General features: G+C 41.4%; 13 protein-coding genes. 5 read left to right on the forward strand and 8 right to left on the reverse strand.

The window, feature by feature from the left end; all coding sequences use genetic code 11:
- Window positions 1-262: 262 nt before the first annotated feature.
- Window positions 263-697 (forward strand): TerB family tellurite resistance protein, encoded by a 435-nt coding sequence (locus ACSSWA_RS00820; protein WP_437354701.1) that lies wholly within the window; start codon window positions 263-265, stop codon window positions 695-697.
- On the opposite strand, the gene ACSSWA_RS00825 is transcribed toward ACSSWA_RS00820, so the two are convergent.
- Window positions 690-1,232 carry a glutathione peroxidase gene (locus ACSSWA_RS00825; RefSeq protein WP_437354702.1) on the reverse strand — a complete coding sequence of 181 codons (543 nt, stop codon included), beginning with the start codon at window positions 1,230-1,232 and terminating at the stop codon, window positions 690-692. The two genes, ACSSWA_RS00820 and ACSSWA_RS00825, sit on opposite strands and share 8 nt — an antisense overlap.
- Before the next feature lie 124 nt (window positions 1,233-1,356).
- On the opposite strand from ACSSWA_RS00825, the gene ACSSWA_RS00830 reads away from it, so the two are divergent.
- Window positions 1,357-4,689, forward strand: a complete 3,333-nt coding sequence (locus ACSSWA_RS00830) for a two-component regulator propeller domain-containing protein (RefSeq protein WP_437354703.1) — start codon at window positions 1,357-1,359, stop codon at window positions 4,687-4,689.
- A gap of 3 nt (window positions 4,690-4,692) precedes the next feature.
- On the opposite strand, the gene ACSSWA_RS00835 is transcribed toward ACSSWA_RS00830, so the two are convergent.
- Window positions 4,693-5,991 (reverse strand): alpha-L-fucosidase, encoded by a 1,299-nt coding sequence (locus ACSSWA_RS00835; protein ID WP_437354704.1) that lies wholly within the window; start codon window positions 5,989-5,991, stop codon window positions 4,693-4,695.
- Window positions 5,992-6,149: 158 nt separating this feature from the next.
- Here ACSSWA_RS00835 and ACSSWA_RS00840 point away from each other — a divergent pair, with 158 nt between their 5' ends.
- Genes ACSSWA_RS00840 through ACSSWA_RS00850 form a run of 3 tightly spaced genes read left to right on the forward strand, consistent with a single transcriptional unit; the run spans window position 6,150 to window position 10,983 of the window.
- Window positions 6,150-7,565: an MFS transporter gene (locus ACSSWA_RS00840; protein ID WP_437354705.1), complete on the forward strand. Its 1,416-nt coding sequence runs from the start codon at window positions 6,150-6,152 to the stop codon at window positions 7,563-7,565.
- Between the two features lie 21 nt (window positions 7,566-7,586).
- A complete protein-coding gene (locus ACSSWA_RS00845) occupies window positions 7,587-9,980 on the forward strand; it encodes a GH36-type glycosyl hydrolase domain-containing protein (RefSeq protein ID WP_437354706.1) in 2,394 nt (797 codons plus the stop codon).
- 13 nt (window positions 9,981-9,993) lie between these two features.
- On the forward strand, window positions 9,994-10,983 hold the full coding sequence (locus ACSSWA_RS00850; RefSeq protein WP_437354707.1) for a glycoside hydrolase family 130 protein: 990 nt from the start codon (window positions 9,994-9,996) through the stop codon (window positions 10,981-10,983).
- 28 nt (window positions 10,984-11,011) lie between these two features.
- Here the strand turns inward: ACSSWA_RS00850 and ACSSWA_RS00855 are convergent, their stop codons facing one another.
- The 6 genes from ACSSWA_RS00855 to ACSSWA_RS00880 all read right to left on the reverse strand — a co-directional run bounded on the left by ACSSWA_RS00855 (window position 11,012) and on the right by ACSSWA_RS00880 (window position 16,770).
- Complete coding sequence (locus ACSSWA_RS00855) at window positions 11,012-12,031, reverse strand: uroporphyrinogen decarboxylase family protein (RefSeq protein ID WP_437354708.1); 1,020 nt, start codon at window positions 12,029-12,031, stop codon at window positions 11,012-11,014.
- A gap of 26 nt (window positions 12,032-12,057) precedes the next feature.
- A complete protein-coding gene (locus tag ACSSWA_RS00860; protein ID WP_437354709.1) occupies window positions 12,058-13,365 on the reverse strand; it encodes a polysaccharide deacetylase family protein in 1,308 nt (435 codons plus the stop codon).
- An 82-nt stretch (window positions 13,366-13,447) separates the two neighbouring features.
- Complete coding sequence (locus ACSSWA_RS00865) at window positions 13,448-14,482, reverse strand: uroporphyrinogen decarboxylase family protein (RefSeq protein WP_437354710.1); 1,035 nt, start codon at window positions 14,480-14,482, stop codon at window positions 13,448-13,450.
- A 19-nt stretch (window positions 14,483-14,501) separates the two neighbouring features.
- Window positions 14,502-15,212, reverse strand: coding sequence for a vitamin B12 dependent-methionine synthase activation domain-containing protein (locus ACSSWA_RS00870; protein WP_437354711.1), 711 nt, complete (start codon window positions 15,210-15,212; stop codon window positions 14,502-14,504).
- 6 nt (window positions 15,213-15,218) lie between these two features.
- The gene (locus ACSSWA_RS00875) at window positions 15,219-16,100 is read right to left on the reverse strand and encodes a homocysteine S-methyltransferase family protein (RefSeq protein WP_437354712.1); all 882 of its coding nucleotides are present in this window, start codon (window positions 16,098-16,100) and stop codon (window positions 15,219-15,221) included.
- A gap of 1 nt (window position 16,101) precedes the next feature.
- The gene (locus ACSSWA_RS00880) at window positions 16,102-16,770 is read right to left on the reverse strand and encodes a cobalamin B12-binding domain-containing protein (RefSeq protein ID WP_437354713.1); all 669 of its coding nucleotides are present in this window, start codon (window positions 16,768-16,770) and stop codon (window positions 16,102-16,104) included.
- Window positions 16,771-16,804: the final 34 nt, after the last annotated feature.

The raw sequence follows: 16,804 nt of genomic DNA on the forward strand, positions 1-16,804 counted from the left end.
CTTGTTTATTAAATCTTTAAGAACTTTTCGTCTCTCACGTGGGAATGGCAACTTAACTAAAAAAATTTTTTTTAGCAATTGCCTGAATCAAAAAAATAAAAATTACTCAATTGATTTATATTCCCCCTTTGTTTTTCGGCTGTTTTCTAAACTAAGTCAAAAAAATTTTTTCTTGAGACAAACGATAATCAAAATTCTATCGATTATCTTTTTTATATTGCCAGCCAATATTTTTATATCTAATGAATACCGGAGTAACAAAATGTCTAAGCTGGATGTTATTTTAAATAATCAAAAGTTCAATAAAAAATTACAATTGGCTACAGCCTCTCTTTTTTTGGAAATCGCCAAATCGGATAATGAATTTACTAACGAGGAAAGACAAACACTAATTAATTCGATAAAAAGTTTATTCGATTTAAATGACGAAGAAACTCACGAGCTTCTCGATATTGCCGAAGACGCTATTCTACACAGCGTGAGCATATACGAATTCACGGAGATAATAAACAAATATTTCGACAACGAAGAAAAATACGAGCTCGTAAAACAAATTTGGCATTTGATTTTTGCAGACAAAGTGCTGAACCGTTACGAAGACCACCTCGTAAGACTAGTAACCAACAATCTGAAGCTAAGCCACAGGGACATGATAGCCGCCAAAATGGAGGTCAAAGAAGCTTTGGGACTTAATTAGCTCCGCCGAGTAATTTTTCTATCAAACCGGTTATCTCCTTGCTGTCCGGTTTTACCGGGCTTCGGTATCTGGCTGCTACTTTCCCGTTCTTATCGACTATAAATTTTTCGAAGTTCCATTTCACGTCGCCCTTTTCAATACCTTCGCTGTTAATCAGATAATCGTAAAGCGGCGCTTTATTTTCTCCAAGCACATGAATTTTATCGAACAAGCCGAATGTAACGTGGTAATTTGCAGAGCAAAATTCTTTTATTTCCTCGTTGGTACCGGGTTCCTGTCCATTGAAATCGTTGCACGGGAATGCCAGTATCTCAAAACCTCTTTCTTTATATTTTTCATAAATTTTTTGAAGGGATTCGTATTGGGGCGTAAATCCGCATTTGCTTGCAACGTTTACAATCATCAGAACCTTCCCTTCGTAATCCTTCAGAGATACTTCTTTACCGTCGATATCTTTTACTTTAAAATCATAAATATTACCCTGTGCAAAAGCCAGAGTAAACGTAAAGAACAGAATAACCGCTTTACCGAACATAAATCCTCCTTTTTGGTTATGAACATTTTCCGCAATAATTCAGTTCATTTAAAAAAAGCTCTATTCCCTCGATAATAAAGGGGTATATAGTTATTTTTGAAGATACAAATAAAAAAAATAATGTATGTATAAACGGCTGCCTGCAAACAAAAATCTTTTTTTAGCGTTCTTGTTATCAATATTGTTCGTATCAACAGTAATAGCGCAGGACTACCGTTTCGAACATATCACTTCCGAAGAGGGACTTTCGCAGAATACCGTACTTTGTATTTTCCAGGATTCGCAGGGATTTTTATGGTTCGGAACATTCGACGGACTCAACAGATACGACGGTTTCGGCTTTAAGGTTTATAAGACAGACCAGAACGATTCGACAAGCATCGCGGGACAGGGCTTTTATGCAATTGTTGAGGATAAGAACAAAGACCTCTGGATTGCATCGCTGGGAGAAGGGCTAAACAGATACCATCGTTCTCTTGATAAATTTACACGATACCGCAAAGAAGACAGAAACAGCAATTCGTTGATTTCAAATCGCGTACGGGCTTTGTTATACGACTCCAAAGAGAGACTGTGGATCGGAACTGAAGAGGGATTGTGCAGATACGATTTCGGAACCGACCGATTTATCGACTATACGGAAATCATTCCGTTTCACAAATACGAACGCTCGGAGTATATTACCTCAATGGCGGAAGACAGCTCCGGATTTATTTGGCTGGGCACATGGAACGGACTGATAAAATTTAATCCCCAAAACAACAGCTCGGAATTTTATTTTAACATTCAGAACGACGGAAAGAGTCTCGAAGGTAATTTTGTCAATGCGCTCTTCGTAGATAAAGCGGGTCGGGTCTGGATAGGAACCAGCGAAGGTTTAAATCAGTACTCCCCTGCCGGGAATAATTTTGTCCGTCATTTTAATCCGTTTACAGCGCAAAGCCCGGATAAAACAATCAGGTCGATAACGGAAGATAACGACAATAATTTATGGATTGCCACTAACATTAACGGATTATATAAATTCGACAAAACTTCGAAAAAATTTACTCATTATAAATATCAGCCCAATAATCCGTACGGTCTGAACAGCAACAATATATATTCTCTCTGTAAGGATAACGAAGGAATAATCTGGGTCGGGACAAACGGCGGAGGCGTCAATAAACTCGACTTCAAAAAATCCCGGTTCAGTTTCTTAACCGTGCCTGAAAATGAACTATCAGGCGACAATCCAGTAATGGTTTATTCAGTGCTCGAAGACAACAAAGGGTATTTATGGATAGGCACATACGGCAATGGAGTTTACCGGTTAAATCCTTCGCGCAAGAACTATGTTAAATTTGCACATAACACTGACGACGCCAATTCTTTGATGGATAACAGAGTTCGAACAATTTATCAGGATCGGGAAGGCGACATCTGGATTTCGACCGATCTGGGAGTATCGAGATATAATCCGCCGGGAAACAATTTTATCAATTACACAACGCCGCAACTAAGCAGCTATCTTGTCTTTTCAATTACACAAATTAATACAGGCGAACTTCTTTTTGCCACATATAGCGGCGGTTTGAACATTTACGACAAACGTAAAAACAGGTTTACACACTTCAGACATAATCCGAAAGATACAAACAGTATTGCAAGCGATAATTTATGGACGGCTTTTCAGGACAGCCGCGGAAGAATCTGGATCGGAACGGACGAAAGCGGGCTTGACTTGTTCGACTATAAAAATAAAACTTTCAGACATTTTAAACATAATCCCGATGATTCAAACAGCATCAGCGATAATAAAGTCCTGAGTTTATATGAAGACAGCAGGGGCAGACTTTGGGCGGCAACTGTGCAGGGAATTAACAGAATCATTACCGACGAAAACGGCAATATTTCATTCGAAAGTTTTACTAAAAACGACGGATTGCCCGATAATAATATTCAAGCCGTTCTGGAGGACAAAGAAGGTAATTTATGGATCAGCACAAACAAAGGCATATCAAAATTTAATCCTTCCAAAAAATCATTCATCAATTTCGACAAGAGCAACGGGCTGCCCAGTAATGAACATTATGTTCGATCCGCCGAAGTACTTAAAGAGACAGGCGAATTTGTTTTTGGCGGAAACAGAGGAATGGTTCTATTTAAACCCGACGAAATAATAATCGATACGATTCCCCCTAAAATCGTACTGACGGATTTCGAGCTGTTCAACTCGCCCGTAAAGATTGGCGACGAAATCGACGGCGACATAATTTTACCGAAACATATTTCATTTTTGAAAGAGATACACCTTTCATACAGGCAAAACGTCTTTACAATTGAATTTGCCGCAATGAAATTTTCAGCTCCCGATAAAAATTTATACGCCTATAAAATGGAAGGTCTGGATAAAGACTGGAATTATATCGGGAACAGAAACTACGCGGTCTTTTCGAGAATTCCCGCGGGCGAATATACTTTCCATGTAAAAGCGGCAAATTCGTTCGGGTATTGGAATGAAGAGGGCGTTAGTCTTAAAATTATCGTCCACCCTCCTTTTTACCAGACTTGGTGGTTCAGACTGGCGGCGGCGCTGATACTACTTATCGCTATCGTTGCAAGTTACAAAGTCAAAATAAATTCCGTGCGGAAAAGACAAAACGAACTTGAATCCCTGATAAGAGAAAAAACCCTGTTGAATGAAAAGTTGGTTCAGGAAATTAACGAGCGAAAAGAAATCGAAAAAGAACTACTCGTAGCAAAAGAAAAAGCCGAAAGCTCCGAAAAACTCAAAAGCGAATTTCTGGCTCAAATGTCGCACGAAATCCGCTCGCCAATAAATACGATCCTTAATTTCGTAGAACTAATCAGGGAATCGATCGACGCTGACAATAACGAAATGCTTAAGGAAAGTTTCGATTCGATCGATAAAGCCGGCGACAGAATCGTAAGGACAATCGACCTGATACTCAACATGTCCGAACTCCAAACGGGAAGTTACGAAATCAAATACAAGAATATTAATCTCTCTAATCTATTGGAAGATCTCTCTCTTGAATTTGAACACAAAGCCCGGAAGAAAAATCTCGATTTTATATTGAACATTAAAGACGCCGATCTGGTAGTTTATGCAGATGAATATTCGATAACGCAAATAATTGTAAACCTTACCGACAATGCGATTAAATATACTTTCCGGGGCAAAATAGAAATAACCGCATACCGCAATGACGACACTAAAGACGTAGTATTAAAAATTTCCGATACGGGCATCGGTATATCAAAAGAATACTTGCCGCATCTCTTCTCGGCTTTTTCTCAGGAACAGCGCGGATATACCAGACAGTTCGAAGGCAACGGACTGGGACTCGCCTTAGTCAAAAGATATTGCGAAATAAACAACGCCGATATTTCAGTCGAAAGCGAGAAAGGCGTCGGCACAACTTTCACAGTTATCTTCAGAAACAAAAATTGAGCTCTATTCTTTCGTCTCAATTACAACGATCGTATCCAAAAGGTTGTAATCATCTTTATCTATTTTTATTAATAAACCCAAATCATTACGGATGTAATCTAGCGGGCGGTACGACTCGAATAATTTTATATTCCTGACATCTCCGGTATAAGGCACGTAGAGAACATCATCTTCCGGAGCGAGAATATGGAGATAAATCTTGTTACCTTTTTGCGTGCTTACGCCCCAGGAATGAGGTTCAACAGGACCTTTTCTAGTGCCGTATATTGTTTCTCCGTATTTTCGGAGCCATTTTCCAACGCTTCGCAATGTGTCTGCAAATTCATTTTGTATTTTGCCGTTCGGCATGGGACCCACATTTAAAAGAAAATTAGCGTCGTTGCCCGCGGCTTTCACTAAATAATCAATAATTGTCTTAACAGATTTATAATTTTTGTCGCGTAGATTGAATCCCCAGGAGTTGTTAATCGTCTCGCATGTTTCAAGCGGAAGCTTGCTTACCTCGACGTCTTTACTGAACCCGGATTTATTTTGTCCGGGCAAATCTTTTTCGAACATTTGAAAATCTTCGCCTTCTATCGGAGCATGATGATGATTATTGCCTATCAGGCACTGCGGTTGAAGCTTGTGAATCAATTCATAGATTTCGTTGATTTTCCAGTCGGCGTCTTTTTTATCCCACAGCCCGTCGAACCAGATGCCTGCAATTTCGCCGTAATTGGTTAATAATTCCGTCAGCTGCGCTTTCATAAATTCGATATATTTATTCCAGTCGCCGTTATTGCTTCTGCCGCTGTAATGTCCGGTTGCTCCTCTCGGATAATAATCTTCATGATACCAATCGACAAGCGAATAATAGAAGAATATTTTTATTCCTTCTTTATGGCATTCATCTGCAATCATTTTAATAATATCTTTTTTGTAAGGAGTTTTATCTACTATATTCCAATCGCTCTGATTAGTATGGAACATCGAGAATCCGTCGTGATGACGCGTTGTAATTGTAATATATTTCATGCCGGCGTCTTTAATCAGCTTTACCCATTCTTTCGGATCGAACTCAATAGGATTAAAAAACGACGCTACTTTTTCGTAAGTCCGCTTATCGATTCTTTGTTGTTCCATAACCCATTCGCCGTCCCCGAGCGCGCTGTAAATTCCCCAATGCACAAACAATCCGTACTTAGCGTTTCTGAACCACTCGCGGTTTTCTAGATTTTCCTTCGATGGTTTGTAATCGCTCTGTCCTTTTACGTTAATCGAAACCAGAATCAACAAAACAACTATTATACCCTTTTTCATTTTTCCCTCCGTGAACTTGCCGGGTTTTATTAATATGATAAAACAATAAAATTCATATACAATATTAAAACTTCTTTATAAAAAAATCTTTTTTTATCTTGCCAATCAATTCGGGCGCGTATTTCAAATAATCAAACAGACTAATAAAAGGTAAAGCCATGGGCAAAGTTGTGCAAAGACTCACCTTCTGGGAAAAAGCCGGATACGGATTCGGCGACCTTGCTTCCGTCTTATTCTGGCAAACAATAACAGCATACCTTCTCTATTTCTACACAGATGTATTCGGTATAACCGCAGCGGCTGCCGGAACAATGATACTCGTCTCGAGAATTTGGGACGGCATTAACGATCCTCTAATGGGAATTATTGCCGACAGAACAAATACCAGATGGGGAAAATTTAGACCGTATTTGTTGTGGTGTTCCGTACCGCTGGCAATCATGGGCGTTTTAACCTTTACAACGCCGGATCTTAGTTATTCGGGTAAAATAATTTACGCATACGTTACCTTTATTCTTTTTATGATGCTTTACACTGCGATTAACATCCCTTATTCCTCGTTGCTTGGAGTTATTACTCCCGACACAATAGAAAGAACCAGCGTTTCGTCATACAAATATGTATTCGCATATCTGAGCGGAACGATTGTTTCAATAACGGCTTTGCCTTTGACTCAATATTTGGGCGGAGGCAACGAAGCCGCCGGATGGCAAAAAACAATGATGGTTTACGGAGCCGCCGCGGTAATCTTTTTCTTCATTGCATTCGTATCCACAAAAGAAAGAGTGGCGCCGCCTCCCAGACAAAAGTCATCGGTTAAAGACGACTTGAAAGATTTGATAAACAACAAACCGTGGCTGATTTTATTGGCTGCTACTATCTTTATGGTTCTCTTCGTAGCCACCCGTATAAGCGTCATTCCACACTATTTCAAATACTACGTTGAAGAACAACAAATGAATTTATTCGGGACGGTTTATAACCTGGGCTTTGTAGAATTAACTTCGGCGTTCAACGGTATCGGTCAGATTTCGGCAATTGTCGGCGTGCTTTGCACTAAATGGTTTGCAAGTTTATTCGGAAAGAAAAAAGCTTTTATCGTTCTGTTCATTATATCTATAATTTCGAATGCCGCGTTTTATGTTCTGCAACCGACCGACGTTTATTGGATATTTATTTTGCAAATAATTTATTCGCTCACAAGCGGTCCCCTTACTCCTCTGATTTGGGCAATGTACGCTGACTCCGCGGATTATTCGGAATGGAAGAATAAAAGAAGAGCCACGGGCTTGGTCTTTTCAGCCTCGACTATGTCGCAAAAATTCGGCTGGGCTTTCGGAACGGCTTTTGCCGGATGGCTCTTGACTTTAGTAGGCTACAAGGCAAATATCGCTCAGTCCGACGCCGTGAAAGAAGGACTAAGACTGCTGGTAAGTTTAATCCCTGCGTTTATCGGCATACTTTCATTGATCGTAATGTTGTTCTATAAACTCAACGAAGATACGATGAGTAATATTGCCTCCGAACTCGAAGAAAGGAGAAAGAACAGAAACGATGACCTTGCCGTCACTTAATTGAATCAACGGGACATAAAAATGAAATACGGATATTTCGACGACCGGAAAAAGGAATATGTAATTACACGACCCGATACGCCGAAATCATGGAGCAATTATTTGGGTTCTACTGAATACGGAGCGATAATTACAAACAACGCCGGCGGATACAGCTTTTATAAATCCGCAGCTCAGGGCAGATTTACCCGCCTGCGCTTCAACTCTGTTCCAATGGATCAACCCGGCAGATACTTTTACATCTACGATATCGACAAAAAAGATTACTGGTCGGCCTCGTGGCAACCCGTTGGCAAACCTCTCGAGGAATTCAAATCAGAATGCAGACACGGCACAGGATATACTATTATCAATTCGGAATACGACGATATTTCTTCCGAGACGCTCTATTTCGTCCCGTTGAATAAAAATTATGAATACTGGCGGCTTAAACTTACAAACAAAGACGCAATAAAAAGAAACTTACGAATATTTACATATGTGGAATATGCCAACAACTGGAACATTCGGCAGGATATGAACAATCTTCAGTATTCTCAATTTATTGTTAAAATGGACGTGGTTGATAATATAATAGATCACGGAACAAATGTTTTCATGCCTCCGAGACCGGATGATTTTCAATACAGCGATCAGGCTCGTCATACTTTCCTTGCTTTGAGCGGTTCGGAAATTTCCGGATACGATACCGACCGCGAAGCTTTTCTCGGCGCGTACGGAAATTATTCCAAACCGCAAGCTCTGGAAAAAGGCTCCTGCTCGAATTCGATTGCCGTCGGGGATAACGCTTGCGGCGTATTGCAAACGGACATAGAACTTAATCCCGGAGAAACAAAAGAAATAACCGTTGTCATGGGGATTGGCAAAGCCGATGATGAAGGCAGAAAAGCTTTACGGGAATTATCTCGTCCCGATAAAGTAAATACCGAATTCAAAAAATTAATTAATTACTGGCATTCCGGAATAAGCGGGTATACGGCTTTAACGCCCGATGAACTTTTCAACAGCATGTTCAATACCTGGAATCCGTATAATTGCATGATTACATATTCCTGGTCCCGAGCCGCAAGTTTGGTCTACAGCGGAGAACGAGACGGACTCGGATACCGGGATACCGTTCAGGATATGCTTGGAGTTTTGCATTTGATACCCGGCGAAGCCCGCGAACGACTCGAATTGATGATCACCGGGCAGGCGTCGACGGGCGGCGCTATGCCCGTTGTAAAGCCGTTTGCGCATAAACCCGGCAGCGAATCTCCTCCCGAAGAAAGAGAATACCGCTCCGACGATTGTTTGTGGCTTTTTAATACTGTTCCCGCTTACGTTAAAGAAACCGGCGATATAGATTTTTATAATAAAATTCTCCCCTACTCCGATAAAGGCGAGGATACGGTTTTTATGCATCTCAAACGGGCAATCGAATTTAATCTGAAGCGGAGCGGAAAACACGGCTTGCCGTGCGGACTGGCAGCCGACTGGAATGATTGTCTTCAGCTTGGTCACGACGGAGAATCCGTATTCGTAGCTTTTCAACTTCGATACGCACTTCATACTTTTACTGAGATATCCGGACTGTTGGGCAAAGAAAAAGATAAACAATGGGCGCAATCACATCTGAAGAATCTGGATGAAAACCTGAAGAACTTCGGTTGGGACGGTCAATGGTTCATACTAGCTTACCGAGCCGACGGACTAAAATTCGGCTCGAAAGAAAATGACGAAGCTTCGATTTTCCTGAATCCTCAATCCTGGTCGATTATAAGCCGTCACGTAAGTAAAGAAGAAGGATTACGAATAATGGATACGGTAAAGAATCGTCTTTTAACAGACTACGGATTGTTAATTTGCGACCCTCCCGTCGAGAAGACAGATCCGGAGGTCAATAAGTCGAGAGTTTTTAATAAAGGTATGAAAGAAAATGCCTCCATTTTCAATCATACACAGGGATGGGCGGTAATTGCGGAAGTAATCTTGGGCAGAGGGAATACTGCTTACGATTATTATAAAAGATTTATGCCCGCGCGTTATAACGATATGGCGGAAATACGAGAGATTGAGCCGTATGTCTATTCCCAGTTTACGCACAGCAAGTACAGTCCGCATTACGGAGCTTCCAGACTGCCGTGGTTAACTGGAACAGCCTCGTGGGCATATTTTGCGGCTTCGCAATATATCCTCGGTTTACAGCCGGATTATCACGGCATTAAGATTTCGCCCTGCATTCCGTCGTATTGGAATAAGATTACCATAAAACGAATCTTCAGAAAAAAATTACTCGACATTACAATTCATAACGATAACAAAAAGGAATGCGGAGTAAAGAAGATAATTTTGAACGGCGAAAAGATAGAATCGGATTTCATACCGATTACCAAACTTAAAGAAACGAATCAAATTACAGTTTATATAGAATAAAATGAGGTGACATATGAGCGACACAATTATAGGAGGAGCGCTGCCTGCTATTCCTTGGGAAGAAAAGAAAAACAAAGACGACATTATCTGGAGATTCAGCGGCAATCCGATACTCGGATGGAATCCGATACCCAAAGCCGCGCGGATATTTAACAGCGCAGTCGTTCCGTTTGAGGACGGTTTTGCGGGCGTTTTCAGAGCGGACCAAAAAAACGGCAGAGCGACCCTTTTCGCCGGATTAAGTAAAGACGCTATCCATTGGGATATTTTCCCGGATCCGATCGATTGGGTTGATATAAACGGAAATCCCAATCCAACAAGTTACGCTTACGACCCGCGCGTTGTAAAAATCGAAGACACCTATTACATTGTATGGTGCGACGACATGCGCGGCGCGTCTATCGGTTTGGGCAGAACAAAAGATTTCAAAACATTTATCAGAATGCCGAATCCGTTTATGCCGTACAATCGAAACGGGGTTCTCTTTCCCCGCAAGATAAACGGGAAATATATGATACTGAGCCGTCCAAGCGACAGCGGTCATACCCCGTTCGGAAATATTTATCTGAGCGAAAGTCCGGATTTAATCCACTGGGGCAATCACCGGTTTGTAATGGGAAGCGGAGGAAACGGATGGTGGCAAAGCACTAAAATCGGAGCCGGTCCCGTTCCGATCGAAACAAAAGAAGGCTGGCTTTTATTCTATCATGGAGTGACTACAACCTGCAACGGTTTTGTATACAGTTTTGGCGCCGCTTTATTGGACCTCGACGACCCCGCAAAAGTTCTTTATCGCACAAGGGATTATTTATTGACGCCCGAAAAAGACTACGAAACCGTGGGTTTTGTACCCAACGTTGTTTTCCCATGCGCCGCTCTTTTCGACGCTCCCACCGGAAGGATTGCAATTTACTACGGAGCCGCAGATACATATACGGCTGTCGCTTTTACGCAGGTTGACGAGTTAATCGATTACATAAAAAACAATTCGGAAGTATTTTAATAGCGGAGCTTATAGCTCCGCTATTTTTTCAAGGCAATTTATATTTCCTGCCCGCATCCATAAAAGCCCTGATATTTTCGGGCGGAACAGCCTGCGGTAAATCGCAGCCAGTGCTCAGTATGAAGTTCGGAAATTCCTCCGTTTCTTTTAAAAGAGCTTCCGTTTCATTAAGCACTTCGTCATAGGTTCCATGCAATATTTTCCCTGCCGGATTTATGTTTCCGATAATTATTATATTATCTCCCGCCATTTTACATGCTTTTTTGATGTCCATACCCGTTTCGGGAGAATCGAGGCTCAATGCGTTAACGCCCGCATTGCACATTGCTTCGATAAGATGCATCGAATTTCCGCAAATATGATATATAATTGCAATGTCCGTTTCTTCATAAATCCCGGTTAATTTTCTTACATATTCGGCGGAAAATTTAATAAACTGTTCAGGACCCAGCATAACTGCGCTTGGCTCCAGGATACATACGGCTTTTGCCCCGGATGCGGTTAACATTCCAGCATAAACTTTAATTTTTTCGAAAGCCATTTTGCAGACATCTTCCAGAAGCGCCGGATTGGTCAATGTCATTTCTGCCGCTCTGTTAGCTCCCAATATCAAACCTGCAAGAGTATAAGGACCGGTCACATAAGCGCATGTCATTGAATCCTTAAAAGTTTCCGACATTTTTTTTACCGTATTACAGTAACTCAGCGCTCTCGAATCCCCTTCTATCTCTATTTTGCTCATAAAGTCCAACACGTTTTCGTCGAACTCCGATTGCAAGACAGTTGCGGATTCTTCTTGAGGGAAAAGCGTATAGCAGCCCAAAGCATTTGCTTCGACCGACAAGTCCATCAATGGAAACATTGCGTCGGGATGAAATTCGTTATATAAAGCATTCAATACTTTAAAGTGCTCAATATAATTTTGCTGAGCTACTTTTACATTAGACTTTGTCAAATTAATACCGGGAAATCCGAGCAAAGGAACAACGAGGCGTCTGTGTTCCGAATACGCCAGCTCGACGGCTTTCAACAATAACTTCCGGGACATTTCATCTCCGAATTTATTGTCAGGATTTATTTTAACAACGACATCTTGTTTACTCCGATTCTGCCTCTGCTTGTATCTAATGCGTAAAAGTAAACGCCGCCGCTTAATTTATCCGCTGAGTAAATCATTAAATGTTCCCCGGCGGCAGAATAGACTTTCGAAACAGTATCTACCTTTCTGCCAAGGACATCGTAAATCGTGAGTTTAACAATACCGGGCTCGTCCAATGAAAATGTAATGTTGGTAGAAAGATTGAACGGATTAGGATAATTATTCAATCTGCCGGATTTTAATTTGCCGCTTTGAAATTCGTCTTTAATTTCCGTGGTTTTATTTTTAATGAAAAAGATCTCAGCGCTGTCAGGAACTACATTAAAGACAATATAATCGTGTTCGTTATCATGAATTAAATCAAATGCAATTTCATTATTTTTTTGTATCAGAACAAATGACTGCCACCCGGCTGGAATTTTACTGCGAATAGTTACGGGAAAATCGTAAACATCGTCATCCAGTGTGTCGTTGACGGTAAAGATTATTGTGTCGCTGCTCCGATAAGTTTCATTTATCGTAAGACTGTTTCGTTCTTCGATGTATTTAACCACGTTAATAAAATTATCGACCCAGAATCTGTCCTCATTCTCTTTCAGATAGTCGAGGCTTTTACGTAAAGTATCCGACGGCAAAGGAGAATATCCGCCGTCGTCGTCGATGCCGTGTAAAAGATAAACGCACCAACCGCCGCTTCTTGCGGCTTCTTCCGCTCTGGCATTAAAATCTTTTACGGTTTTAACGGGACCCTCCGAGCCGCAAATTATAGAACTAATATTAAATAAATCCGACGGCGTCTTTTTTTCGATATAACCCTGGCAGCCTCTTGCCGCTATATAATATTTTTTTACAAAAGATAATTTTCCCGGACGGCAATAAGGATATGCAATGGTTAACGGCGTTCCCGTTTTGATATTTGCATATATCGACTCAGCCGAATTCTTCAGTTCGTTTTCAAGTTCGTTTTCCGCTAACTGATCGAGGTAAGGGTGGCTTACAGTATGGCTGGCAATTTCGTGTCCGTTTTCCGCGGCTTCGCTGAGCCCCCTCCAATCGGGTCCCCAATTGGTTACCGTAAACAGAGTTAACATGTAATTGTAATCGTCAAATATCGGAATAACTTTTTTCAGCTGATTGGCGCAATTGTCGTCGAAAGTATATGTAATTGCGGCTTTCTTAAATCCGAACCAGTCGGCAACTTGATAATTGTCCGTTCCCGATTGAGGAACAATCTCGCTTAGCGAGATAAAAAAACAAATGAATAAAAGCGCTTTATTGGTCATAGCTGTAATTCCGAAATAATAAATAACAGAAAATTAATTAGTTATTTCCCGCGTAAACTCGCTTAACGGAAGTTTATTTTTTCTATATTTTATAGCTTTTCACGGTTTCGATAAACGCTACGATATTCTCTGTTTTTACGCCGGGCGGCATACCGCCGCCGCAAGAGACAATCAATCTGGTTTTATCATTCAGATCGTCGAGCATTTTTTTCGTTGCCGCGGCAACTTCGCCGGGAGAAGCGGCTGCAAGTACGTCTCGGGGCGGCAAATTGCCGACGAGCGTAATTTTATTATCAGTCAATTCCTTAAGTTCTGTTATAGATACATCGATTCCCATATTAAACATATTAACGCCCATTTCATTCAGAAAAGGAGCCGAGACTTTACAAGGCGCGTCGTTATGCAAAAATTTTACCGACACGTCTGTATCGAACAATTCTTTGAAATAAGGAAGTCCGAATTCTTTAAATTCAGGCTCGCCCATAAAACCGATTATATCGTCGAGTAAAAATATTCCGTCGATTGATGGAAAAGTTTTTCTCTGTAGATCGAGCCAGTCTTTAAGAAAGTCGGTAATCTTCCTTATAAGAACGTGCGCTTTGCCCGGCATCATCATCATTGTAGTAAGAAATTCGGTAGTTCCCATTAAATAGCTCGCTATATTCAATGGACCGCGCGCTACGGCAAATCTAATTTTATGACCGTTTTCTTCGATCCTGTTTTGCATCAATTTGAGCCGGTTTAACATCAAAGGCAGCAGTCCGTCAGTTTCCGGATTCGGTTGATGCAAAGATTCGATTTCGTCCGACGAGTTGATAAGTTTATGCGCGTGCGGAAATTCATTTGGAGGAAACGAGGAACGCGCGCCGAAGGCAGAAGGCTCCGTACACATTCCGTATTCCGACCAGAACCCGGGCAAAAACATAACGTCGGGAAATTGATTGATAGCTTTCAAATTCGCCGCGAACCAGAGCTCTTCGCTTGCAAAATATTCGACTATTTTAATGCCGTACCAATTCGGAAGCCACGGACTGTCAATAATAAATCCCACCGGCAGCGGCTCTGCTTTTTCGCCGTTTATCACTTTTTTCAAGAGTTCCCATTGATTGTCTGTCATAATTTCCTCTGCTGTTCTTTTATCGTTTATTTTTAATTCTGTATGTACAGTCTCTCGCTTTACACGTATCGCATAAATAGTCGTTCCATTTAACTTTTTTGCCTGCCGCAATTATTCCGCTTATCGATTTAACGGGCGTCATCAAAGCGGATTCTTTGAGAGTTACGCCGCAAAAGTTTTTCGGGAAAAAAGAAAAAATTTTATGCTGCTCGCTTACCTGCCAATCGCAATATCCCGGGCTGTATCTGTTTGAAACTCCCATATTATACTTTTTCATTTCCTCGGCAATATAATCATGGATAAAATCGGCGGTTTTTTCGGCGGCGGCGGAGGCAATTATATCGGCTATATAACTATAAGCCAGCTCGCCCTCTTTGCGTAATTCGTCAATCCACTTTTCCATTTTACCGCCGATTGTGGCAATAAAAATGAACATCGCTTCGGCATTCTTCAATTGACTTGTAACAATTGGTCCGGCATTTAACACAACATCCTGCAGCCGTATGCTTTTCTTATCGGGGTAATTAATTTTATCGATAAACACATAACCTGCGCGCGGTTCTATTTTCTCGGGAAATTCATTAAGTATTTCATTTATGATTTCGGAGAAATGGTGCCCCGGATTTTTATAACCGATAACGGATTCCACTTCTTCTTTCTTGATTGTAATTTGCTCAGGCGCAAGATTAAGTTCCAGGCTATTGGCAGTATCGTTTTTAATCGTAAACATCCGGGATTATTTTTTAATTTTGTTAACAAAAGCTTCAATGTGACGAGGGGTTGTGCCGCAGCAGCCGCCGATAATATTTGCGCCGCTTTCGATAAGCAGATTCAGTTTTTGAGCCATCGAGTCGGGCGTTTCCAGATAGACAGTTTTACCGTCCCTGAAAACGGGTTTACCCGCGTTAGCATGAACGAGCACGGGTAATTCTTTTTCGACAGACCTTATTTCCTTTACGATATCAATCATCTGATCGAAACCGTTTCCGCAATTGCTTCCGATTACCGATGCGCCCGCATCTTTCAATTCCACCGCCATTTGAGCGGGAGATACGCCCATCATGGTTCTGTAGTCGTTGTTGACTGTTTTTTCAAAAGTGAAAGTACAAACGACCGGCAAATCGCAAACCGATCTGGCGGCTTTAACTGCAATTACGGCTTCATTAATCTCCGACATAGTTTCTACGCAAATGGCATCGGCTCCTCCGTCCGCCAAAGCTTTAGCCTGGAGCGCAAATCCATTGAATAATTCTTCTTCAGAAATATCGCCCATCATTAAAATTGCGCCCGTAGGACAGACAGATCCGAGCACAAAATGCTCTTCGCCCGCCGCTTCCCTTGAGATTTCCGCGGCTGCTTTATTGATTTCGTATGCCCTGTCGTCCAAACCGTATCTTTTTAATTTGTAAGGACTGCCGCCGAAGCTGTTTGTAAGAATCATATCCGATCCGGCGTCGATATAGCTTTTTGCAATTTCCAATACTTTATCGCGGTGAGTTAAATTCCACAATTCGGGACATTCGTCCGAAGCGAGTCCTTTTTCATAAAGAAAAGTGCCCCACGCCCCGTCTGATATAAGAACTTTGCCGCTTTTTGCCGCTTCGATAAAATTTCGCATCTTAAACCGCCAAAAATTGTTCGAGTATTTCAACGGCTTGCTGAGGATTGTCGCCGTATGCGTCGGCTCCCATTTTCGCTGCAGCTTCCCGAGTAACGGGAGCTCCGCCTACAATTACTTTTATATCCGGAAAATTATTTTTGATTTCAGCTACGGTGTTTGACATATTTGCCATAGTCGTAGTAAGCAACGCGCTAAGACCCACAGTGCAATCTCTGTTGTTGTTTATTGCTTCCAAAAATTTGTTGGTTTTTACGTCGACGCCTAAGTCGATTACTTCCCAACCGTTACCTTCCACAACCATACTTACCAGATTTTTTCCGATATCGTGCAGATCGCCGGCAACAGTACCGATTACAAATTTGCCCTTCTTTTTTACTTCGCCTGTCTGGAAATACGGTTTGAGATGATTCATAACCGCCTGCATTGCTTTTGCCGCCATAAGAAGTTCCGGTACAAACACTTCGTTTCTGCTGAATTTTTCGCCGATATTTTTCATACCGGCATTGCATGCGTCCAGAATTTCGAATGGTTTAATGCCTGCGTCAAGGGCTCTCAAAGTTAATTCGTCGGCTCCTTCCAGGTCTTTCAAATCGGGCGGATAAGGAGCGGCTTTATTGACTTTGCCTCTTTCAATGCAATAACTGATTTTTTTGATTAATTCATCCATACTGCTACCGTACTTATTTTATTAATTATATGTT

Origin of the sequence: Melioribacter sp. Ez-97 (assembly GCF_051488665.1) — a bacterium.
Lineage (GTDB): Bacteria > Bacteroidota > Ignavibacteria > Ignavibacteriales > Melioribacteraceae > Melioribacter.